The sequence below is a fragment of the Neobacillus rhizosphaerae genome, from assembly GCF_937468385.1.
In the GTDB taxonomy this organism is placed as follows: Bacteria; Bacillota; Bacilli; order Bacillales; family Cytobacillaceae; genus Neobacillus; species Neobacillus rhizosphaerae.
The window spans coordinates 1-20,895 of record NZ_CALBWS010000052.1 but is presented as its reverse complement, the minus strand read 5'-3'; the positions used below and the strand labels follow the sequence as shown (position 1 = coordinate 20,895).

Below are 20,895 nucleotides of genomic sequence, written 5' to 3'. Positions count from 1 at the left end.
TATCAAAAGAAAAACCCTATTCATACAGGGTTTTTATCAAACTTTATTATAAATGATCAATCTTTTTTTAAAATTATCGTACTTTGTTATAAATTATCAAACTTTATTTCAAAGCCACAAAGTGTTTTTTTTAATTAGAAATTAGTTCAACAAATATAAAAAATACTCCTAACAAAAGTTAGGAGCGAAATTAATGAGTTTGTCATTAGAATTTTCTTACATTGTATAATCTTTTTCGTTTTTTATAAATTAACATTATGAATACTAGTTACCAACTTTAAAGTTACTGGACATCTACATTTAGGTGTAGAAATAATAAATTCGTTTAATTTTAATATGCTAAAACGAACAACCTTCCATTCATCTTATAAATGGAAGGTTGTTAAAGTTGTTTAATTTTTAGTTTTATTTACAATTGTTATTATATTAATTGAATAATAAAGTTGTTTAATTCGATGTCCAATATTTTTAAAATACGCCCTTTCTTTAAACTAATGAGCCTCGAAATGGAGTCCTTAATTTTAATTTTATATATTAATTCAGAAATCAAATGATTGATCTAGCAATTCTAAATCCGATATCATCTATATAAAAATCAGGCATACTCTTACGGCGACAAGTAGCTCCACATCCACGTTCTTCTTCCGCCCAACTTCCTCCGCGAATTATTCTGTAAGTACCAAAGGTCTCTTCATCGTATAAGTCCCAACACCACTCCCAAACATTCCCAACCATGTCATACAAGTCCCATTCATTAGGCATTTTCTCACCAACTTCGTGTACTTGTTCGTTAGAATTATCTTTATACCAAGCAATTTCATCAATTTCACCATACCGATATCCTCTTGATTTTGCCTTACATGCATATTGCCATTCAGCATCTGTCGGTAAACGAAAACCATTAGTACCATAATTGCAAACAACTTCTTTACTTTCATTATCAAAATCATAAAACTTGTCATAGCCCAGCGCATCAGACAGTAAATTACAAAAATTCACTGCATCTATCCATGAAACATTAACAACTGGTTTTCGAGCCTCAGTCGTTGTTACAGATTTCTTTCCCATAATAATCTCATAGAATTCTTCTGTCACCGTATATTTGGCAAGATAAAATGGCTCTATCTCAACATTCCAAATAACTTCCTTTAAATTTTTTCTAATACCCGGCATTCCAAATTTATAGTTTGAACTAATCCATTTTTGCTCGTTTCGAAAATCTCGTAGGCGAGTTTCTCCTTCAGGAATATACACCATTAAATCTTTTAAGTAGTCATTTAAGTTAGCTATCATTTCCCTCTCCTAGTCTTGAATTAATGTTTTTGACACTTCTTTCATAGCAAAAACTCTTTAAAAGAATATTATGTGTTTTATTCTGATTCATCTTGAATAAAATTGCCCGTTTATTGAAGATTCGATTGCCGAATTTTCTATACAATTATTATAATCAATGTTTAAAAAAGCCGACACTATATTCAAGTATCGGCTTCATATTAAAGAACTTTATTATCTTTTAAACGGCTTTATTATTTTTTAAACAACTTTATTATTCGTAAACATTTACACAATATTGGGTTCTATCCCTAACCCTTCATCTACCAATTGTTATTTCTCAACTTCATTAAGATGTCAATATCACTGATTGTGAGCTTTACGGTAATCCAACCCAGTCACTCCTATAAGATTTATTTATATTTTATACTTTTTTATAGTAGCAAAAAAGAACCAAGCGATGGATCGATAAATCCTAACACTTGATTCTTTCTGGGCGATAAATCATATAATGTTCAGTTACCAACATTAATGTCGGTGAACAATTAGTGTAGCTTTAGAATAAAGTTTGATCAAAAATAACGCATGAACCTTCATTTTTGCGGCAAATTCAAAGAATCCATTTTGAAAAAAGATCGATCAAAATGGATTCTACAGTTTAGAATACAGATGGAATTTTTATAAAAAAGTTTGATCATTTTTGGGTAAGTTTCTTGAACATTAGCACCTGTTCGTAATATAAGTTTAGCCAGATATTTAAAATGTATCTGTCCCTTTCTGTTACTATCTATGACCCGGCTATTTTTTCTCCCCTTGGCTGGATGCTGTCGGCGTCCGGTTCGACGGTGATGCCGATTTGATCAAAAGTCTGCCCTTCTGCGAGCTGGTAGGTCAATATTCCGGATCCGTTTTCGTCCGGCTTAAATATGCCGCCATTTTCCCTCGTGCCGTTTTTCAGCAGCCAAACCTGGTAAACCTGTGAACCTTCGACGCCGGGCAATTCGTGAACCTGCACCACCAAATTTTTCTCTGATTCCTGTTGGACAATATAGGCCATGCCGTTTGTTCCCGGGTGGCTTTGATTAGCTGCTTTTAAGGGAATGGCCGTTAAAATTTCAATGGGTATATTTTCGGCATGGTGATTTTTTTCCTGTACATTTGCTATTCCAAGGCCAATAATCGCGAGCAACAAAACGGCTACAATACTGATTGAAACTGGAGTGAACTGGCTTTTGAGCATTATGGCTAGCTTGCTCATCTTAGCCATGAATGTTTCCGTACCGCTTTTCCCTTTGTGATCAAAAACAAACCCCAGCACCTCGCCTTTTAGCGATTCAGGCACCTCGATTTCGGTATAATCAAACGGTAAAGCATGCCAGGCCTGGGACAATTCCTGATATTCTTTCTTACACTCCGTACAATTTTTTAAATGTTCAACAAAGGCCATGCGTTCGCACTCCTTGAGCTCATTTGCTATATATGGAATTAAATGATCACAATCCCTTCTCATTTTATATCCTCCAGTTCCAGATGCTTCCTCAATCCTTTAAGAGCCTGATGAAGCCTGCTCTTAATCGTGCCGAGCGGCTCTTGTTCCAGTTTGGCAATCTCTGAAAGAGAATAACCTTTCCAATAAAGCAAATCGATTAATTTTCTTTGCGCCGTCGGCAATTTGTTTTTCGCTTTCGTAATATCATTCGTATTTACTCGTTGCTCGATTACATTGGCAGGGTCAGCGATCTCTTCATGTTCCTCTTGATGGTGCTGCGTCTTCCTCTTCTCTTTTCGGAGGTAGTCAATGCAAATATTGCGGGTAATCGTGAGGAGCCAATTTACAAAGCTGCCTTGAGAGGGATCGTAATGGCTGTTTGTTGTCCATAGCCTCAAAAAGACCAACTGAATAATCTCTTTCGTCTTTTCCTCATTCCCATTGCAAAACTTCATAACAAAGCTGTAAATAAGCTTTATATATCTATTATAAAGCTCCTCTAATGCGTGACCGTGTTTTTCGTTTACCAATCTCATTAATTCCGTATCGTATTTTTCTTTCATGTGACACTCCCTGCTATTGGATAAAAATATATTGCCATTATACTATTTTAAAAAGTAAGGATGGGAACGACCGTAACTGATCGTTCCCTGAGTAGGTTTATTCAAATTCTGTTTGGCTGTTTACGACAAACCATACATCTTTTACTCCTTGTCCGTTTACATCCCCTTCTTGCTGGTCTTTTGCAAAATAATAGAGAGGAAAGCCTTTGTACGTGACCTGCTTCTCCCCGTTGTCTTCTCTCGTAATCGTATCGAAATCCTTTTTATCAAAACCTTCCGGGACGGCGAAATCCTTCTGGGTAAATGCTGGCCAGTTTGCCAAGCAGTCTCCGCTGCATGTGCTTTTTCCTGCTTCGTCCTTTTTAAAGTAATACAGGGTCCTCCCCTGTGAATCCGCCAGGTACTCTCCAGCTTTCTCATTCTCCAAAAGCTGGAGGCTGTCAGCCGGGGCTTGTTCCGATTTAGTTTGTTCCGTTTGAGCTTGAATAGGTTGATCCGTCTTTGTTGTTTTCTCAGTGCTTTTTCCGCAGGCAGCCAAAGCAAAAATAATAGAAAGTATCGCGAGGGTAAAAATTCCTTTTTTCATGTATGTTCCTCCAAGTTTTTTAGATTTAAGGCTCGTCCTTACTTCCAGCCCCATTTTTGAAAGATTTGGTGAGATTCTTCTGTTCTTAAATAATCAACAAATTGCTGTACCTCTTTTTTCTGATCGGTGATTTTCGTCAGGGCGATTGGCGTTCCACGATAGAGCTTTTCTTCTTCAGGCAGTTCGACCAGATCGGTCACATCCTGGAGCCTATAATGCCACGATTCATAGGTAATCCAGGCGTCAAGGCTGGGATTCGATTTCCATCGTTCAATGGCTTCGGCACTCGACTTTACAGAAAGGGTAATATTTTGGGAAATGCCTTCTATCAGCCCTTTTCTGCCTGCCAGGTCTTCCCACAGGCCAAGCTGGCCAGCCCCATTTACATCGATTATTTTTACTCCCTTTTTCGTTAAATCCTCCAGGCTTTCAATCTTCTTAGGATTTCCTTTCCTCACCAATATTCCTGCAGCACGCGGGTAAAGCTCCATACGTGATTTAGTGTCGATCAGTTCGGGGTGATTAAAGATGAAGTCCTGCAGCATATACTCGGAGCCACCGAAAATAATATCTGCATCTTGCTTTGCCTGGCCGATCCAATTACCCTCTGGTCCGGCTGTTACTTCCACCTTAATTCCCGTTTCAGCTGAAAAATGTTCAGTAGCTTCCTTAATTGGTCCAAGTGGTCCGCCCGGTCCGTACACCCGGATGACATGATCTTTTTGGCTGGAATTTGGTGTCGCCTGGGACGCCGGATTACGGTCCATTTTTGCATAGGCTGACAATCCGGCAGCCGTAATTACAAAGAGCAGCAGAGCTGATAGGAACACGGTCCTCTTCATGATTCTTCCTCCATTTCATACATGATTTTTACCGGTACTATTAAAGGAAACGAAGGGAGGCTGTAAACGGTTTGATTATAATTAAAAAATAGTTAGAAAGTTCCATAAATCTATTGAAAATTAGTCTGGTGGAGAATAAATTAAGGTGTACCTTCGCAGGTACCTAGCTTGTTGAGGAAGTACCATTTTTTCTCAACAAGCTTTTTTATATTTGGTTTGGTCTAGGTACTAAGTGGCAAGTGTAGTTTTGTAATAAAGTTTGATTAAAAAATACCCTATAAACCCATATTTTTCGCTAAATAAAAAGAATCCATTTTGAAAAAAAGAATGATCAAAAATGAATTCTTTATTAGTAGATTTTAGTTTGGTTTTTATAAAAATTGTGACGGCAACCGTTATTTTTAATAACTATTACTAATTTGTACTTTATTGTTTAAGTTAAAATGCAAAATAGGAACTTATGTTGTTCAATTATATGGCCCAATTGTGGAACAAGAAAAAATCCTGCATATCAACACAGGATTTTTAATCAAACTTTATTATAAACTATCAGTCTTTATTACAAATCATCAAACTTACTTTATTTTAAAGCCATAACAAACTGTTGAATCAATTTCTTTTCGTTGCCAATACTCACGTTCAATCTCAAACTTTTCAAGTATACGCTCTTTTAATAATTCATCCTTCATTTTAATTGTATGAGCTACTTCAAATACGCCTTGTCCATTATTAATCGTTAATAAAAAATCCGTTGTCATCACAATCGGTTCACCCGTTTTAGGATCCATAGGATGTTTAATACCTAACTCATCTGCAATGACAATTGTTTCTTCCAATGGTAGTAAAGGAAATTGCTCTCGAATATCAACTATCGAATCTGAATATTCAGTTATGTAAAAGTAGTTTCGTTCTAAATCTGATAAAAACTCATGCTGCCTATTTGTTTTTATTCCTTTTAAACGGGTTGAGCGACCTAGTGAAGATACATCTTGAATCTTTAGCCATGGTTTATATTCTGAACCAATGCCTAAGCCACGGCCTTCTTTTATCCACTTTTCAATTTTAGATGTTCTCTTTCTTTTTGACATAAAAACACCCCTTTAGACAATTATATCCAAAGGGGTAATGTAGGTTTGGAAGAAAGTTTGATTAAAAGCACCTACCAAGCCCACATTTTACGATAAATAAAAGAATACGTTTTTAAAAAAAGATTGATCAAAATGGATTCTTTACTTGTGAAGTATTGTTCAATTTTTATAAAAAAGTTTGATTATTTTCTTCTGTTGATCTTCAAACACGCTCTCTTCAACAGAATTAAAGACAAGATTCTATAGAGAGTACTTATAAAGATAAGGTACTAACTCTTTTAAAGTTAGTACCACATCCTTTTCTATCTCTACAAGAGCCTAAAATATTGATTTTAAATATCTTAGCTATTTTAATTCCAAATAAAAGAATTTTTGTTTAATAATTTATTTAATTATTCCACAAAAAAAAGGCCCAATCCCCTATAAGTGGATTTGAGCCTTTAATAAGCAAACTATTTATGATGCATTAACTGTCGCTTGTTCTTTTTTCTTAAAAAATTTCTTTTTAATTACTGGGAGAGCAAAACGATCGACTCCCCAATAATAAGTACCACTTCCAACAACTAGTAGTAAAATAGCAATTGTATAATAAACTGGGTTTACACCTGTTTCACCAGTTAAAAGAAAACTTAAATTCATTAGTGCTGCTGCATATAAAGCAGGTCTAGTTAAAAATCCAATGATAAGTCCAAGACCGACTAGAAATTCACCCCAAACGACTAAAACATTGAAAAGTTCAATGTTTGGAAGAGCAAATTTCTCCAAAAATGTTCCATACCACCCTAATACTTGAGGATGTGCACCTTCTGTTTTTGTGAGAGCTGCATTTAGAAATCCGGAAGCATCGAATCCACCTTCACGAACTATCTTATCCCATCCTGCTGTTAACCATGTAAATCCAAACCATAATCTCAAAACAGTCCAAAGAACTGCTGCTTGAGGGGTTTTCCACCATTTCATTATTTCTCATCTCCTAATAATTGTACTAGAAACATAATAATCGCCGGCCAGCGTTTGAGGTGAGGGAAAATTAATATCCCTTCCTGCATTTTCAATATATATAAATTATTTTTACTAAACAATAAATAAGATAACAATTCACATTTTGTTAAGAAAAATTTTACAAATAGGAGAATGTATTGATAAAACATTGACAGGTTGTCAGTCAAAATATATAATTGAACCATCAAACTGATAATCAATATCAATTAGATGGTTGTTACTCAATAATTAAATTTAGCTTTTACTGTTTTTCTTAATAGTGATAAATCAAATTTTCCACTAGGAACGCCAAATAAATGTTCAAATAAAGATTGAATTGCTACAATTCTTGCAATGCGTTCTGCTTTACTCCATTTGAATAATGATGAATCAGCCCATTGATGAATTGTCGAAATAAAAAATTCTGCTACAAGTGTCGGTTTATCAACATGGAAAATGCCTTCCTTATTACCTTGAATAATTAAATCCGTTAATATTGGTGTGCTTTGACAAATCATTTGTACATGTAATATTTGCCGAAGAATTGCATTATTATCGTGTTGTAAATACTTAAAGATTTCATTATGCCCTGTCGGATAATCAAGCTCAAACACAAAAACCCAAGCAATTTTTTCAAATGCAGAAAGTGTTTCGTCATAAATTACATCCATAAACTGCTTTTTGATACCTTGCATCTGTCGATCAATTAATGCATTTGCTAAGTCTTCTTTCGATTTGAAGTAGTAGTAAAGTGTTCCCTGAGCTACTCTCAGCGTTTTAGTAATATCAGTCGTTGAGGTTTTCTCATAACCTTTTTGGCTAAAAAGAGATTCTGCTGTATCTAATATTTCGTTTCGGCGTTCCGTTGCATTTTTCGTTACTCTGACCATTGAATGCACTACCTCCTTTTTTTATTTAAGCATTGGTCTGACTAGTAGTCAATTGCATTATGGGAGTGAAAATTGGTTAGTTAAATTTAATTGAGTGACTGTCAGTTACGATTTATAAGGAGAATTTAGATGTTTAAAAAAACTATTTATCTATTATGTTTTATATTCATTTTCGTTACCTTAGGATGCTCTCAAAAGGAGAAATCCTCTTGGAAATAACCAGCGCAAATATTAATAAAAAGGCTGTTTTCGTATAGATTGTTGCTTTTCATTAAGAGTGATTAGTAGATAAATGTCGAATTCTATTTAATAAGTTACAATATTTGAACTGGAGGACAATTAGATGAATGTACACGATTTAATAATATTAAACTTTGAAGAAGTCAGACGCAGAAGTGTAAAAGCTTGGAAAGCTATACCCCAACAAATGTTGAATTGGAAGCCAGACGAAGATGCTTTTACTTGTGCCGAGATGATTAGACATTTATTAGAAGGCGAGTTTCTTTATTATCAAATACTTATAGGCGGAGGAAGCAAAGCGTTAACTGATTTATCTAATCCTTTTGAATCAAAAGAATTTACAACGGTAGATGATGAACTTACATTTGCACAACCCTATCGTGAAGAATTTTTAAAATATATTAAGTCGATTAGCATAAACGATTTAGAGAATATAAAAATTGACCGCTCTGATGTTGGTTATGTTAGAACACTTGGAGATATGTTATTGCGTATCGCTTACCACGAGTCTGTTCACACAGGTCAATTGTTAGATTATATGAGAACAATGGGGATAGACCGTCCTAAAATATGGGATTGATAGTTTAGAACAAGGCTTTGCTAAAGTCTTGTTTTTTTATGAACTTCTTAGCATTTCAACAGTTGTGTAATTCGATTTTTGGCACACTGAAATAAACATTTGCTCCACTCGATTTTCAAATGCTACATTCTTTCCGAGTTCAAGCCAGCGAAACCAGTAGAGGTAGTTGTCCAAGTATTTTGTTGCAACTCCTTGGAAACGTTCCATCCAAGTTTTTAAACGGTTATGAAAATTATTAACATGTTGGATATGATAAATCCCTTTTTTAACACGTTGTTTTTGACGTTCATTAACAGTTTCGTGCTGTAATCCTTTGATTTTAGCAAATTTCTTATAGTTAGTGGCTGTATCGGTACATAACAGAGCAGAAGGGTGGATATACTCACCAATTACAGTATCAATTTCTTCAGCCTTAACACGTCCAGTTCCTGCTTTACGTGCAATTACATTACCGTTTCGGTCTTGTGCCACGACAACAGCGATTTTAAGGTTAGAAATCCCCCTTTTTTCATCCTTTTCTCCACGTTTCTTGGCTTTTCTATGAGTAACTTCATGGCCTTTCATAGATTCACGAAAGAAGGTTTCGTCACTTTCAACAATTCCATGCAATTGGTCAAAACCAAGACTGCCTAATGCGTTCAAGATTTTATGTCTCCAATAAAATGCAGTAGAAATGAGGTGATATTTTGCGAAATATAGGTTATATACGTGTCAGTTCGACTAGCCAAAACCCTTCAAGGCAATTTCAACAATTGAACGAGATCGGAATGGATATTATTTTTGAAGAAAAAGTTTCTGGAGCAACAAAGGATCGCGAACAACTCCAAAAAATGTTAGAGGATTTACGGGAAGGTGATATTATTTATGTTACAGACTTAACTCGAATCACTCGCAGTACTCGGGATTTATTTGAGTTAATCGATTACATAAGAGGAAAAAAGGCCAGTTTAAAATCATTAAAGGATACCTGGTTAAATTTATCAGAAGATAATCCATACAGCCAATTCTTAATTACGATAATGGCTGGTGTTAACCAATTAGAACGAGATCTTATTCGTATGCGACAACGTGAAGGTATTGAACTAGCAAAGAAAGAAGGTAAGTTTAAAGGTCGGTTAAAAAAGTACCATAAAAATCATGCAGGAATGAACTATGCAGTAAAACTTTATAAAGAAGGAAATATGACTGTAAATCAAATTTGTGAAATTACAAATGTGTCTAGAGCATCATTATATAGGAAGTTATCAGAAGGGAACAATTAGTCCTTTCTTTTCCAATTAAAAGAATAGATTGTGAAGAATTGTACTTATACTAACAAGACATAATAATTTAATTCAAGGAAATAAGTTAAATTCAAAATGATACCTACAGTAAAATTTGCTTACTACTAATTAAGGAAAATAAACTAATATGATAAATAATAAACTTCATATAAAGGTGGATTTATATGCCTAAAATTGACAATATACTAGCAATTCTATGGATGCTTAATTCAAGTGAAAAAATTACTGCAAAACAAATTTCAGAAAGGTTAGAAATAAATATAAGGACTGTGTATCGTTATATTGATACACTTTCAACAAGTGGTGTACCTATAATTTCAGAAACAGGCCATAATGGTGGATACACTTTATTGAACAATTTTATTAAAGCTCCTCTTTTTTTTGATTTTGAGGAGCAAACCTCACTATTTCATGCTGCTGTTTTTGCAGAAGAAGCCGGATATTATGGAGGTGAAGCACTAAATAGAGCTATTTCCAAGCTAAGCAAATATTCAAATCCAGAACAGGAAACAAAGATAAACCAGCGTTTAACTAGTCTTGAAGTAATAAGTCGATTAAGTTCCCTCTCTATAGAGCCTCTCTTGAAGGAAGTGGAGCAGGCCGTAACTGACGGATACTCTGTAAAAATTCTATACCTTAAAATTGGAGAAGAACAATCAACATATAGATTGGTTGATCCGTACAGAATTATTTATTGGAATAATAATTGGTATGTGATTGGATTTTGTCATCTTAGGAATGATATCCGTAGCTTTAGAGTAGATCGAATTGAAAACTTAATGCTAACTGAAAATAAGTTTAACCGACCAGAAAATTTTTCAGCACATGACTTTTTTATGGATAATCTTCTTCCAACTATAGAAGGTAAGGAAGGGGTTATCCCTTTAGTTATTAGTGGAAATACAAGGGTGTTGGATGATATTTGCCAACATTGGTTTTTTGGACATTATTTACAAGAACAGACTTCAACCCAAGCAATATTTCTTCTTGAAAACGATATGATACATACATATGTACCTCATTTACTTTTACCGTACGGTAAATCTATTCAAATTATTGGGCCAGTAAGTCTTAAGCAAAGACTTATTGAAGTTCTGTCGGAATTAATAAAATTTCATCAAGTATGATAACTTCCCTGACGATAGCTGTCAGGGAAGTTATATTATAATAGGCTATATCAATTGTGATTGGAGCGTTATTGGATGCAACCAAAAAAAGTTTATCTTTATGTATTTAATACAATGTCAGACTGGGAATATGGATATTTAATTGCTGAACTAAAATCAGGAAGATATTTCAAAAAAGATTTAGCACCTTTAAAAGTAGTTACAGTAGGAGCAAATAAAGAAATGATTACTACGATGGGAGGACTGAGCATACAACCAGATATTTCCCCTGATGAATGTACGCTTGAAAGTAAGGATCTTTTAATCTTACCTGGAGGGACTACTTGGAGAGAAGATATTCATCAACCTATCTTAAAAAAAATTAGCGAAGCTTTAAAGCTTGGTACTATTGTTGCTGCAATTTGTGGTGCAACCGAGGCTCTTGCGAATATGGGATACTTAGATTCTAGAAAACACACAAGCAATGACTTAGAGTATATTAAAATGGTCTGTCCTAATTATAAAGGAGAAAAATTTTATGAGATGAGACCTGCGGTATCTGGTGAGAATTTGGTTACTGCATCAGGGGTAGCGCCTCTGGAATTTACGATGGAAGTACTGAAAAAATTAGATGTATTTGCACCCGATACATTACACGCATGGTATAACCTAAATAAGACTCATAACTCTGAATACTTTTTCCAGTTAATGAATTCAATAAATAGATGAGCTGAAAAAATCACCTTAGCAGTTTTATATTATATACAAAAAACATGCTTTAGACGATGTCAAAGCATGGTTTTTGTATATAACTTAAAAATGTTTTATAGAAGTAAAAAAATTACAAAGCATCCCTGAAGTTCTTATAAATAGAAATGGTAACTAAATCCCTATTTAGTATTGAAATTTCCTTAACGTTGTAAATCCGCATTTTCCTGACGATACCCCTTTAATAACTTGGAACTGTACTTATCTTATTCATTGTTAAATACCAATAAAGTTGCTTCATTTTAATATCTAACAAATCATTGGGTTTAAGATTTTTCTATGATGGCCATGTCGCCTCCAATAACAAACCATGAATGTCATAAAACAATAGGTTGTGAATAGGCCCAATACTTGCAATATCGGTTGTAAGGACCCCATAGCTCCCTAGACGTTCCTTAAGAATAAGAGCAATTTCTTCGTTCGGTAAGGCAAATGCAATGTGTTGCAAAAAACCTGCTGCAAAGCTGTTCCTCTCTAGTTTCAGATGTAGCTTTGAAATAAAGTTTGATCAATAATATCGTGTGAATCCGTATTTTACCGTAAACAAAAAAAGTACATTTTGAAAAAAGTTTGATCAAAATGGACTCTTATTTTTACGATTACAATTTAGTTTTTATAAAAAAGTTTAATCATTTTATTTTTCTATATTATTGATGTTTAAATGTACATTTAACTATCTTTTCCCGTTTGAGCTTAAGCGGCTTTCCTCTTTTACTAGTAAGTCAGTTAGACAGGTCAACATTTCATTAATATCATTTTCTCTTATAGTCAATGCCGGATAAAAACGAAGAAGCTTAGCCCTCCAACTGGAACCAACCAAAAAACCAGATTGAAATAAATCTCGATGAATTTCAGTTAATTGTTCTGTACCTAGCGAATCAGAACATTCTGCAACAAGCATCATTCCAATACCTCTAACTTCTTTAATCAATTGGCTGACATTGGATATTTCAATCAATTTATGTTTGAATTGTTCCCCCACTATCACACTTTTATTTATTAATCCTTCCTTTTCTAGCACTTGAATCACTTCAAGGGCAACAGCACTACCCAAGGCATCATTTTGATGTGATTGTGCATAGATAAATCCTGCCTCATGTATTCTCTTAGCGATATTACTGGAAAATACAGCTACACTAACCGGATAACCATTACCTATACCTTTGCCAATGGCCACCATATCCGGAACTATATCATAATGTTCGTAACCAAACCAACGTCCAGTTCGACCAATGCCAGTGGTCACTTCATTGGCAATAATTATTCCTTCTTGTTCCTTTATCCTTTTAACTATATTTTTTATTAGTCCCTTTGGAGGTAATTTGACCATTCCAGATGTATTACCTGGCTCAAATACTAGCCCTCCGATAAGATCAAATGGGATTGTTTTTATTATTTCGCAATCAGCATTACATATTTCAGCACAAGCGCATCCCTTACATATACTCCAGTCAAAAGAAAACCACTCATTGTCTTCTTTCTTGCTAGCAGACCCAAATGCACTTAAATAAGATCCTGTCATAGTAAGTAATAAAGGCTTTACCATGATCCTTTTAGCCATTTGGACAACTAATTCGACTGCTTCACTCCCTGAGCTAAGGAAAATACATTTTCCGTTAGGAAGTGATGTAATATTGAGTATTTTTTCTGCCGCCTCTTCGACTACTCTGCTCTTATAACGATACCCAAGATGCATAATATTCTGTAACAGCTCATAGATAACACGGTTAATATGTGGATGACTATGTCCAAGAACGGTACTCCACACTCCTGCTTCGAAATCAATGATCTTGTTACCCATTTCATCAAATAAGTAGCAGTTTTCTCCTCTCACAATGTATGTATCGTATATCTCGTAACCAGTAGAGTTAAACACATTGCTCATTATCTACAGCCACCTTCCACGTGAATAGTTCATAATTAATACTTCTATAAGGTATGATAAATACCCTATGTAAATTGTTAAGAATTATCGAACTATTCTGCTTGTCCAGTGTTTATGGCTAAATTTTTAACTGCTTTATTATAAAATTAACAACTTTATTATCAGACAAACATTCCCTTTTTCCATAAACTGCCTAATTCCTCTGTATTAAATAGTAGTTAAGCTTAAATCATAAAAAATACACACCAAAGCGATGTCATCATGAAATCTCTCTGCCTGCTTGTTTTTATTCCTTTTAAACTGGTCAAGCGAACTACTGAAGATATATCTTAAATCTTTAGCCATGGTTTAAATTCTGAACCAATACCTGAGCCACGGCCATCTTAAATCCACTTCTTAATTTTAGGGTTATTCTTTTTCTTTTTGACATAAATACACCCCTTTAGATTATCATATCTAAAAGGGTAAAACGTCGCGACTTTATTCAAAACATCACATATTTTTTTTATAAACATCGCGACTATATTTCAAAGCCACAATTAGTGTTATTTGCAAAAAAAGTCGTTTACTACAGCAACTGTAAAACCCTTTTCCTATAACACTTAAGATAATTGATACTTAATAAAAGTTGTTTACTCAATGTAATAATTGTAATAAAACAAACTTGCTACATTATAAAAAAGTCGTTTACTACAGCAACTGTAAAACCCTTTTCCTATAACACTTAAGATAATTGATATGTTTGGGCGGATAATCACATCATTGATAGGATTATGGGCGACGATAAGTGGCACAGAGATGATAAAATTTAATTTTTCCTTGTTCCAACGGGTGCGATACTTCAATAACGAAGGTCGCGTTTTTTTCTTCTTCAAGTAACGAAGGCCTTGAACCCTATTTTGTTTTTGGTTTTTATCTTGTTCGCTTTGGCTCATTGAATTTCTCCTCCTTTTACAAATCAAAGGCTAAATTCTTGTATAGAATCACCTCTATATAACAATTTTACCATATTCAAGCAACTGCGTTTCTAATTTACCTTTGTTTTGAATAAACCGAGGAGTGAAAGGGTTGTTTACACATCATAATACCGTCAGATTCAATCCTAAGCACGTCTTAGATTAAAGTGAAAGTGAGGTTGAGGAGAGAAGAGAAGAGACTTTCAAACCACCACCACCAGCCATTCTGAAAGTCTGTGGGTTTGTGATAAAGCCGACTAGCTTCCACCAACCGCACTTACTACACAACAATAAAGCGTTCCTGCTTATTGCAGAAACGCACTACGATAGGTTAAGAACAAGTTATTGAAAACCCCCAGTATCTTTATTATTAATAATTAAAGTAAGGTGTTTATAAGTTGAAACAACATCATTAAGATAAGACCGATTACGAACAAGGTTGAAATAATTTTAAATGGCTTCTGATACCATTTCGGAATTTGCTCTAATTTTTTTGGGGATTGAAAGCCTTTTACCATGTCGCCATGCTTTATCGCATCATTAAAAGGTGTCCTGTTTAAATCCATTGAGTTTATTAATTGTTGAGGTTCTATAGTTTGATGAACATCTTTTTCTTCAAAAGTCTCCTTTGAGGAATTTTCCATTATCATTTCCTCCTCTCAATTCTTTTATATCAAATGCTATCTGAAGACCAATTTCTGCAATAATAGATCACCTGTATTAATACTGAGATGAGTTGTCGCTAATAAATGCAAATTAATACCATCCTGTCGATTCCTTATACTATATTATAACAATTATTTCCATTATTAGGTATGAAATTTATTTGTCTTCTTGAACTAAACTGCCAGTTAGTTGAGTTACTCTAGCAATCTTTTATCCGTAACCTTACCGTCTCCCATAGTCCATATACGATACTGTTTCCCATCAATTTCGACCACCAAGGTGTATTCAGAAAACCATTCTCCCCATTGTCCAATACTATTTACCGACTTCACTTCGCTAATTTCGGGATTCTTTTTGATTATATTTTCTCTTACATTATTCAACTTATTGTATGTATATAATTTAATGGATAGGTACCCCGCAAAAAATATAAAAACAACGCAAATACAAATAATCATTACTTTTTTCATACAAACCCCTTCTCACTCTTAAAATCAAAGACTTTATTTACTCCAGTAACTCTTTATACATTTCGTAGGTTTTAGAAGAATTATCGTAACCTCCTACATCTAATAGTATCATAAACATGCATAGAATTTCTAGGTATATTTATGAAAATTTTACCACTTTTTATCAAACAAACCTGCCCGTTACTTGAGTAAGAAAAAACGATCCTTCGTTATTAAAGAATCGCACCCTTTAGTTTAAGTAGAAATCTTCACAATCTTTTCTTTATCTTAACAAGATCTAATCTCTTAAATGTGTTGGGGCGTTACAAAAAGACGTCTTCTTATTCAAGAAAAGTGCCCTTTGTTGAATTATTTGATGAAATCAAAAATATCCTTTTCTAACGTCCATTCTAAACGTCTAATCAACTCCTGCTGTACAATGGTGCCTTGTTAATCTTATGTAAGATTTTCCATACTTTATAAACACAAAAACCCTTTAATGATTCGGAAGATATGAAAAAGGGTTATTGGTTATATATTTTTCAATAAAAAGGCTGTTTAATGAATTGGCATGTTCGGGATGATAGTGAAGTTTTGTAAACCAGCATACCCAACCTACATCATTTAAAGGGTTCGCCCATTCAGACCATTCCCACTCTAAAACAGTAAGGACATTGTCTTCGGTGTATAACACATTGTGTGTATTAGCAACTTTAACAACTAATAAAGGATGAAATCCATCCAGTAAGAAAGTTGCATCCGTGTAACCTCTACTTTGTCAGCATTCTCAAACAGATCACAAGGGATGGGCATCTGGATCCCATCCTTGTTTGTTATATACCCAGCATGGACGTCATCTTTAAGCCCATTAGGCACAGTCATCCCTGTGGCCCTGTAGGTCCCGGTCCTGTTGGCGTTGGTGTCGGTGTCGGTGTCGGTGTCGGCGTCGGCTCTATGGGTGGTCTGTCCTCACCATGACTTGGATTAGACGGTCCTACCGAACCGCTGTTATTACTGTTATTATTATTTTCCAAATGAATCATCTCCTTTAATAGTCAATATTCCCAATGTCGAGTTGGATAATGTAAGAAAAAAGCCAAGAACTGATACTTGTGATTCAAAAATTATCTTAGCAAGGGTGTTTTCCACATATTGTTGGTAGAGCTCTATAGGGTTCCATCCTCATGTCCATCAGCTAACAAAACATTACAATTCTTCACAAACTTCTCTAACATAAAATATATCCAATTATCTTATAAAGGGTTATTCCAAAAATGGCCCGATTGTTGTATAAGAGCTAAAGACGATTCTTCAACTAACTCCCGTTTGAAAAAGAAGTGCACAATATACTCGTATTGCGTACTAAGTCTTGTTTGAACAATTTCTAAGAAATTCAACATTTGCCCAATCCAATACTTAAATCTTTTATAAAATAAAATTAACCACAGTTGCTTTCCCCAGTTTTTAAAGCGTCTAACCAACGCTTTTTTTGTTTTTTTGTGTCTTATTCGAACATATCTTCAATTAACCAAAATTTGTCCAATCCGATACTAAAACTTTTCATAAAATAAAAATTGAATAATGGTTTAATTCACCATAATTCCCTCCACTTTTGAAGCGTCTAATCGTCGCTTCATTTTTTTTCGTCTTTTGTGTCTAATCGAAGTAACCTAATGCTTAATAGTTTTGTTAATTTTATCTTTCTGTGTATATTCTCCACTCCGTAAGCAAAATTTAACTATTGTGGTTAAAAGCCTACCATTAACCCCAAGGAGAAAATTATGATCAACATAAGGAGTGTAGTTATGGGCATTTTAAACGGTAATCCTCAAAATGAACCTATGCATTACGGTGAAGTTTTTGGAACATGGACCTACTTAACAGTAGAAAAGGGACTTTATGCTGGGTACCAAGCCTTTGCTAATCACACTGGCGACGACGACCTAAAGAAACTTATTGAAGAAGCTTTACAAGGTTTAAAACAAGAAATTAGCCAAACTGAAGAGCTACTAAAAGCAAATGGTGTTGGACTTCCACCTTCACCTCCAGACCGACCAACAGCAGATTTAGAAAGTATCCCTGTAGGTGCAAGATTTACAGACCCAGAAATTAGCGCTGCCATTTCTAAAGATATAGCTGCTGGTTTAGTAACTTGCAGTCAAATAATTGGGCAATGTATTCGTGAAGATGTTGCTTTAATGTTTGGGCAATTCCATACTGCCAAAGCTCTTTTAGGTGCAAAATTTTTAAAACTTAATAAGGAAAAGGGTTGGTTGATCCCACCACCACTGCACTTACAAGTACCAGAAAATAATTAACTCTTTTAAAACAAAGTCCATTTCTCCCAAGCCTTATGGACTTTGTTTTTCATAAATATCATTAGTTATTGCAATTTTGTTATAATAATTTTTTCTTTTATAAACGTTATTGACTTGAATAATTTTTCTCGAAATTACAAACTTTAAAGTTAATCCCAATGATTGGAGGAAAAACTGTGTTTAAAAAAATTCTATATTCATCCTTTGCTCTGTTGTTTTCTGCAATGTTGTATGGAATATCAACCGGTTATGCCCAAAATAACCCCGTAACAGACTTCGCCAGTAATAAGGTCTTCCATGTAGCTCAAAACGGTAATGACATTGATAATAATGACAATGACGATAACGACATGGATTGGGGTTGGATTGGTTTAATTGGTTTAGCAGGCCTATTAGGTCTACGGAGGAACGATAGGAAATAAAAGGCTAAACCAGTTGAACTAATAAATTAGTAAATCTTAGCTAAATTTTTCTCTCTTAATAGGCTTTTCCTTATCTAAGATCCATCTCCTTTTGGAAGCGTCTACCCCGCGCTTCTTTTTTTCGTCTTTTGCGTCAAATACGCATTAAGCGTTATTTCTTATTCAACTGCTAACCTGCCCAGTTAGCACAATAAGAAAACGGGATCGCCGCAGCCATCCCATCATTAACATAAGCACCCGATAGTTTAAGTACAATTCTTCACAAACTATAAGGATTTTCTAAAAAAAGGAGGTTATCAATATTTTTAACCTCCTTTTTTGCCTATTTAATTAATGATCTATGAATTTATGTTATAGACTAATACATCGAATAACTTCCCATCAACATAAAGTAATATCGCCCATCCTCCCGCCATTGGAATGTTCACGCTTGAAGGTGTGGTTGCATCTGCTCCATTAGTCTCTCCTCCAAGACCTATAGACCAACCTGTTGTAAGGATTTGATGGACTGTTCCAGTTTCTTTATGAAAACCAACAACCGTAAGTACTGTTTCTTTTGGATTTTCAATCCCCCAAAGATGCCACATCCACTTTTGGTTGATGTTTATGCTTGGCATATCGGCACCAATAACACCTGATTTATGTTCATTCCCTAAGATATTGTTACCTAGATCCACGGCTTTTCGGTTCCAGTTAATCTTTTCAAATTCGCTTGTTTGAACAAATTTAGGAATATTTATCGGTAATAAAGTTCCTTCCCCAACTGGTAATACTACATCACCATAAAATTTTTTATCAAAGAAGACTTCATATTTCCAAAGTCCACCTTCTGGTATGATTAATCTTGTTGTAAACCTGCTTAAACTTGAATATCCAGAGGAAGGCTCGGTAATTTTTTCTGAAGGTAATACCTTTATACGCTCACCTGTCTTTCTATGGGTTGCGTATATTTCTATTTCTTTTCCCTTATAGGTATCAAAAGGTTCCTTAAAACTAAACATATAGCCAAAGGGTTTACCGGCCGTCAAATAAGGATCTGGGAAGACATTGAACAGCACCTTACCATTTCTTGAGTAATCATTTCGAACCTTCCATTCACTTTCTACTTTCTGTTTGGCTCCTTGCTTTACACCGTCTTTAGAAGTTAAGTTGGCTGCTATATCTGTATAAAAGAGTAGGAAAAACAAGGATGCTGCCAGAGTGGCGATGATGTAAATAGATAATTTTGGTTTTCTATTCACCTTTATTTTTTCCTGGTGGAGTGAGGCCCTAATTTTTTCTTTCTGTATTTCTGTAAAGCGTACCCCTTTGTGAGTGGAAGAATTCATTGCTTTCCGCAAGTTTCTAAGTTCTTTCTCCATTTTATCGCCACCTTTCCAGTAATGCTTTTAATTTCTTCCTTGCCCTATTTAGTCTAGTTTTTATCGTATTTCTATTTATTTTCAAGATCTCACTAATTTCTTCAATTGATAATTCGTCATAATAATATAGCGTAATAACCTCACGATATTTAATTGGTAGTTCTAAAACACAAGTAGATAAAAATACTTCTTCCCCACTCTTCATTATGGCCATCTCTGGTGATAATTCTGACGATTTTGTATGTGTAAGTAAGTTTGAGTTCGTAACAACCCTTTTAAAAATTGAACTCTTTAATAAATCTTTACACTTGTTTATCGTGATCCTAAATATCCAAGCTTTAAAAGATACAATTTTATCCAATGTTTTCATATTCTTTATAACAAGTAATGAATACATCCTGTACGATATCCTCTGCAAGATTCCAATCCTTTGTAAAGTTATAGGAAAGTTTAGTTAACCTATCACCATATTCATCCATTATCTTTTCAAACCACATATCTTTATTTTCTGGATATAAATTTTCCTTTCCAATCACTTTTCTCAACCTTATACCACCCCATTTCTCACTTACTGCTAAGACGACTGTGTTAAGCTTTGGTTTCATTTTTTATTTTAATAATAAAAAAGCCACCCAGCAGAGTAGCCTAACATTAAAATGTATAAAATATATCCCTTTGTCCTTCTTAACCTGCCACGTTAGTGCAATAAATTCAACAAAAAGTACGTTAATCCTTCTTGGATCAACGCACCGTTAGTTCAGGAAAAATCCTTTAACTGATACAAATAATAATAACAAAAAAACCACTATACTAATCAAACCATAACTTTTTCGTCCTTTTTGGAATTCATCTATTCCCATTACTAACATCATTAATCCCAAGAAAAACATCATATATGTTTGAAACTCAAAATCCCCAGTAAACAATCCATAGCCTGCGATTAAAGTAACTATTACTGCTAAAATAATTCTCGAAATTTTTAACAATTAAAAATCACCTCTTATTATCCTTTTGGAATTAACGCACCCTTTAGTTATCATGAACGAAACTAGCTCCTTACTCGTAACACCGTAGATTAATTTGGTTACACTGTTTACTGGAAAAAAACAAACCAAATCAGAGCTACATTACGAAAGGAGCTAGCTATTAT

At 34.4% G+C, this 20,895-nt stretch carries 23 protein-coding genes and 2 pseudogenes; 6 read left to right on the top strand and 19 right to left on the bottom strand.

The features are described from left to right. Positions 1–546: 546 nt before the first annotated feature. From M5A78_RS23895 to M5A78_RS23860, 8 genes and pseudogenes are all read right to left on the bottom strand, one after another. Positions 547–1,293, bottom strand: a complete 747-nt coding sequence (locus tag M5A78_RS23895; RefSeq protein WP_248737772.1) for a formylglycine-generating enzyme family protein — start codon at positions 1,291–1,293, stop codon at positions 547–549. Between the two features lie 766 nt (positions 1,294–2,059). After that, positions 2,060–2,719, bottom strand: a complete 660-nt coding sequence (locus M5A78_RS23890) for an anti-sigma factor (RefSeq protein WP_248737771.1) — start codon at positions 2,717–2,719, stop codon at positions 2,060–2,062. A 59-nt stretch (positions 2,720–2,778) separates the two neighbouring features. Further along, positions 2,779–3,324 carry an RNA polymerase sigma factor gene (locus M5A78_RS23885; protein ID WP_248737770.1) on the bottom strand — a complete coding sequence of 182 codons (546 nt, stop codon included), beginning with the start codon at positions 3,322–3,324 and terminating at the stop codon, positions 2,779–2,781. A 97-nt stretch (positions 3,325–3,421) separates the two neighbouring features. Then, positions 3,422–3,910, bottom strand: a complete 489-nt coding sequence (locus M5A78_RS23880) for a hypothetical protein (RefSeq protein WP_248737769.1) — start codon at positions 3,908–3,910, stop codon at positions 3,422–3,424. Between the two features lie 38 nt (positions 3,911–3,948). Further along, positions 3,949–4,752, bottom strand: coding sequence for an extracellular solute-binding protein (locus M5A78_RS23875; protein WP_248737768.1), 804 nt, complete (start codon positions 4,750–4,752; stop codon positions 3,949–3,951). A 608-nt stretch (positions 4,753–5,360) separates the two neighbouring features. Next, positions 5,361–5,840 (bottom strand): annotated as a pseudogene (locus M5A78_RS23870) (TnsA endonuclease N-terminal domain-containing protein); the annotation flags it as partial. A 456-nt stretch (positions 5,841–6,296) separates the two neighbouring features. Then, the gene (locus tag M5A78_RS23865; RefSeq protein WP_248737766.1) at positions 6,297–6,800 is read right to left on the bottom strand and encodes a DoxX family protein; all 504 of its coding nucleotides are present in this window, start codon (positions 6,798–6,800) and stop codon (positions 6,297–6,299) included. Between the two features lie 263 nt (positions 6,801–7,063). Beyond that, positions 7,064–7,711, bottom strand: coding sequence for a TetR/AcrR family transcriptional regulator (locus M5A78_RS23860; protein WP_248737765.1), 648 nt, complete (start codon positions 7,709–7,711; stop codon positions 7,064–7,066). A gap of 343 nt (positions 7,712–8,054) precedes the next feature. Here M5A78_RS23860 and M5A78_RS23855 point away from each other — a divergent pair, with 343 nt between their 5' ends. Then, positions 8,055–8,531 (top strand): DinB family protein, encoded by a 477-nt coding sequence (locus M5A78_RS23855; protein WP_248737764.1) that lies wholly within the window; start codon positions 8,055–8,057, stop codon positions 8,529–8,531. 36 nt (positions 8,532–8,567) lie between these two features. Here the strand turns inward: M5A78_RS23855 and M5A78_RS23850 are convergent. Further along, positions 8,568–9,206 (bottom strand): annotated as a pseudogene (locus M5A78_RS23850) (IS1595 family transposase); the annotation flags it as partial. An 11-nt stretch (positions 9,207–9,217) separates the two neighbouring features. On the opposite strand from M5A78_RS23850, the gene M5A78_RS23845 reads away from it, so the two are divergent. The 3 genes from M5A78_RS23845 (at position 9,218) to M5A78_RS23835 (ending at position 11,649) form a co-directional block, all read left to right on the top strand. Next, the gene (locus M5A78_RS23845; protein ID WP_248737763.1) at positions 9,218–9,793 is read left to right on the top strand and encodes a recombinase family protein; all 576 of its coding nucleotides are present in this window, start codon (positions 9,218–9,220) and stop codon (positions 9,791–9,793) included. Between the two features lie 185 nt (positions 9,794–9,978). Further along, a complete protein-coding gene (locus M5A78_RS23840; protein WP_248737762.1) occupies positions 9,979–10,941 on the top strand; it encodes a helix-turn-helix transcriptional regulator in 963 nt (320 codons plus the stop codon). A gap of 75 nt (positions 10,942–11,016) precedes the next feature. After that, positions 11,017–11,649: a type 1 glutamine amidotransferase family protein gene (locus M5A78_RS23835; protein ID WP_248737761.1), complete on the top strand. Its 633-nt coding sequence runs from the start codon at positions 11,017–11,019 to the stop codon at positions 11,647–11,649. A gap of 316 nt (positions 11,650–11,965) precedes the next feature. On the opposite strand, the gene M5A78_RS23830 is transcribed toward M5A78_RS23835, so the two are convergent. The 6 genes from M5A78_RS23830 to M5A78_RS23805 form a co-directional block, all read right to left on the bottom strand. Further along, positions 11,966–12,136: a hypothetical protein gene (locus tag M5A78_RS23830; RefSeq protein WP_248737760.1), complete on the bottom strand. Its 171-nt coding sequence runs from the start codon at positions 12,134–12,136 to the stop codon at positions 11,966–11,968. Positions 12,137–12,361: 225 nt separating this feature from the next. Continuing rightward, entirely contained in the window at positions 12,362–13,573 is a 1,212-nt protein-coding gene (locus M5A78_RS23825; RefSeq protein ID WP_248737759.1) for an aminotransferase class III-fold pyridoxal phosphate-dependent enzyme, read from the bottom strand. A gap of 632 nt (positions 13,574–14,205) precedes the next feature. Further along, entirely contained in the window at positions 14,206–14,508 is a 303-nt protein-coding gene (locus M5A78_RS23820) for a hypothetical protein (RefSeq protein ID WP_248737758.1), read from the bottom strand. A 398-nt stretch (positions 14,509–14,906) separates the two neighbouring features. Next, positions 14,907–15,173 (bottom strand): hypothetical protein, encoded by a 267-nt coding sequence (locus M5A78_RS23815; RefSeq protein WP_248737757.1) that lies wholly within the window; start codon positions 15,171–15,173, stop codon positions 14,907–14,909. Between the two features lie 216 nt (positions 15,174–15,389). Further along, a complete protein-coding gene (locus tag M5A78_RS23810; protein ID WP_248737756.1) occupies positions 15,390–15,665 on the bottom strand; it encodes a hypothetical protein in 276 nt (91 codons plus the stop codon). Positions 15,666–16,364: 699 nt separating this feature from the next. Further along, positions 16,365–16,526 carry a hypothetical protein gene (locus M5A78_RS23805; protein WP_248737755.1) on the bottom strand — a complete coding sequence of 54 codons (162 nt, stop codon included), beginning with the start codon at positions 16,524–16,526 and terminating at the stop codon, positions 16,365–16,367. 923 nt (positions 16,527–17,449) lie between these two features. Between M5A78_RS23805 and M5A78_RS23800 the strand changes: the two genes are divergently transcribed. Together M5A78_RS23800 and M5A78_RS23795 are read left to right on the top strand one after the other, a co-directional pair. Continuing rightward, a complete protein-coding gene (locus tag M5A78_RS23800; protein WP_248737754.1) occupies positions 17,450–17,962 on the top strand; it encodes a DUF3231 family protein in 513 nt (170 codons plus the stop codon). A gap of 176 nt (positions 17,963–18,138) precedes the next feature. Next, entirely contained in the window at positions 18,139–18,384 is a 246-nt protein-coding gene (locus tag M5A78_RS23795; RefSeq protein ID WP_248737753.1) for a WGxxGxxG family protein, read from the top strand. 338 nt (positions 18,385–18,722) lie between these two features. On the opposite strand, the gene M5A78_RS23790 is transcribed toward M5A78_RS23795, so the two are convergent. The 4 genes from M5A78_RS23790 to M5A78_RS23775 form a co-directional block, all read right to left on the bottom strand. Continuing rightward, on the bottom strand, positions 18,723–19,745 hold the full coding sequence (locus M5A78_RS23790) for a helix-turn-helix domain-containing protein (protein WP_248737752.1): 1,023 nt from the start codon (positions 19,743–19,745) through the stop codon (positions 18,723–18,725). 1 nt (position 19,746) lies between these two features. After that, on the bottom strand, positions 19,747–20,106 hold the full coding sequence (locus M5A78_RS23785; protein ID WP_248737751.1) for a sigma-70 family RNA polymerase sigma factor: 360 nt from the start codon (positions 20,104–20,106) through the stop codon (positions 19,747–19,749). Further along, positions 20,099–20,281, bottom strand: coding sequence for a sigma factor (locus M5A78_RS23780; protein WP_248737773.1), 183 nt, complete (start codon positions 20,279–20,281; stop codon positions 20,099–20,101). The genes M5A78_RS23785 and M5A78_RS23780 overlap by 8 nt, the downstream gene beginning before the upstream one ends. Before the next feature lie 216 nt (positions 20,282–20,497). After that, positions 20,498–20,731, bottom strand: a complete 234-nt coding sequence (locus tag M5A78_RS23775) for a DUF3953 domain-containing protein (RefSeq protein WP_248737750.1) — start codon at positions 20,729–20,731, stop codon at positions 20,498–20,500. Positions 20,732–20,895: the final 164 nt, after the last annotated feature.

What these genes read in the sequence shown, in the direction of transcription:
- M5A78_RS23800 (WP_248737754.1), top strand. Translation starts at nt 17,450, where the DNA reads ATGGGCATTTTAAACGGTAATCCTCAAAATGAACCTATGCATTACGGT.
- M5A78_RS23865 (WP_248737766.1), bottom strand. Translation starts at nt 6,800, where the DNA reads ATGAAATGGTGGAAAACCCCTCAAGCAGCAGTTCTTTGGACTGTTTTG.
- M5A78_RS23840 (WP_248737762.1), top strand. Translation starts at nt 9,979, where the DNA reads ATGCCTAAAATTGACAATATACTAGCAATTCTATGGATGCTTAATTCA.
- M5A78_RS23895 (WP_248737772.1), bottom strand. Translation starts at nt 1,293, where the DNA reads ATGATAGCTAACTTAAATGACTACTTAAAAGATTTAATGGTGTATATT.
- M5A78_RS23810 (WP_248737756.1), bottom strand. Translation starts at nt 15,665, where the DNA reads ATGAAAAAAGTAATGATTATTTGTATTTGCGTTGTTTTTATATTTTTT.
- M5A78_RS23825 (WP_248737759.1), bottom strand. Translation starts at nt 13,573, where the DNA reads ATGAGCAATGTGTTTAACTCTACTGGTTACGAGATATACGATACATAC.
- M5A78_RS23805 (WP_248737755.1), bottom strand. Translation starts at nt 16,526, where the DNA reads ATGACTGTGCCTAATGGGCTTAAAGATGACGTCCATGCTGGGTATATA.
- M5A78_RS23790 (WP_248737752.1), bottom strand. Translation starts at nt 19,745, where the DNA reads ATGGAGAAAGAACTTAGAAACTTGCGGAAAGCAATGAATTCTTCCACT.
- M5A78_RS23820 (WP_248737758.1), bottom strand. Translation starts at nt 14,508, where the DNA reads ATGAGCCAAAGCGAACAAGATAAAAACCAAAAACAAAATAGGGTTCAA.
- M5A78_RS23885 (WP_248737770.1), bottom strand. Translation starts at nt 3,324, where the DNA reads ATGAAAGAAAAATACGATACGGAATTAATGAGATTGGTAAACGAAAAA.
- M5A78_RS23855 (WP_248737764.1), top strand. Translation starts at nt 8,055, where the DNA reads ATGAATGTACACGATTTAATAATATTAAACTTTGAAGAAGTCAGACGC.
- M5A78_RS23815 (WP_248737757.1), bottom strand. Translation starts at nt 15,173, where the DNA reads ATGGAAAATTCCTCAAAGGAGACTTTTGAAGAAAAAGATGTTCATCAA.
- M5A78_RS23835 (WP_248737761.1), top strand. Translation starts at nt 11,017, where the DNA reads ATGCAACCAAAAAAAGTTTATCTTTATGTATTTAATACAATGTCAGAC.
- M5A78_RS23875 (WP_248737768.1), bottom strand. Translation starts at nt 4,752, where the DNA reads ATGAAGAGGACCGTGTTCCTATCAGCTCTGCTGCTCTTTGTAATTACG.
- M5A78_RS23880 (WP_248737769.1), bottom strand. Translation starts at nt 3,910, where the DNA reads ATGAAAAAAGGAATTTTTACCCTCGCGATACTTTCTATTATTTTTGCT.
- M5A78_RS23860 (WP_248737765.1), bottom strand. Translation starts at nt 7,711, where the DNA reads ATGGTCAGAGTAACGAAAAATGCAACGGAACGCCGAAACGAAATATTA.
- M5A78_RS23890 (WP_248737771.1), bottom strand. Translation starts at nt 2,719, where the DNA reads ATGGCCTTTGTTGAACATTTAAAAAATTGTACGGAGTGTAAGAAAGAA.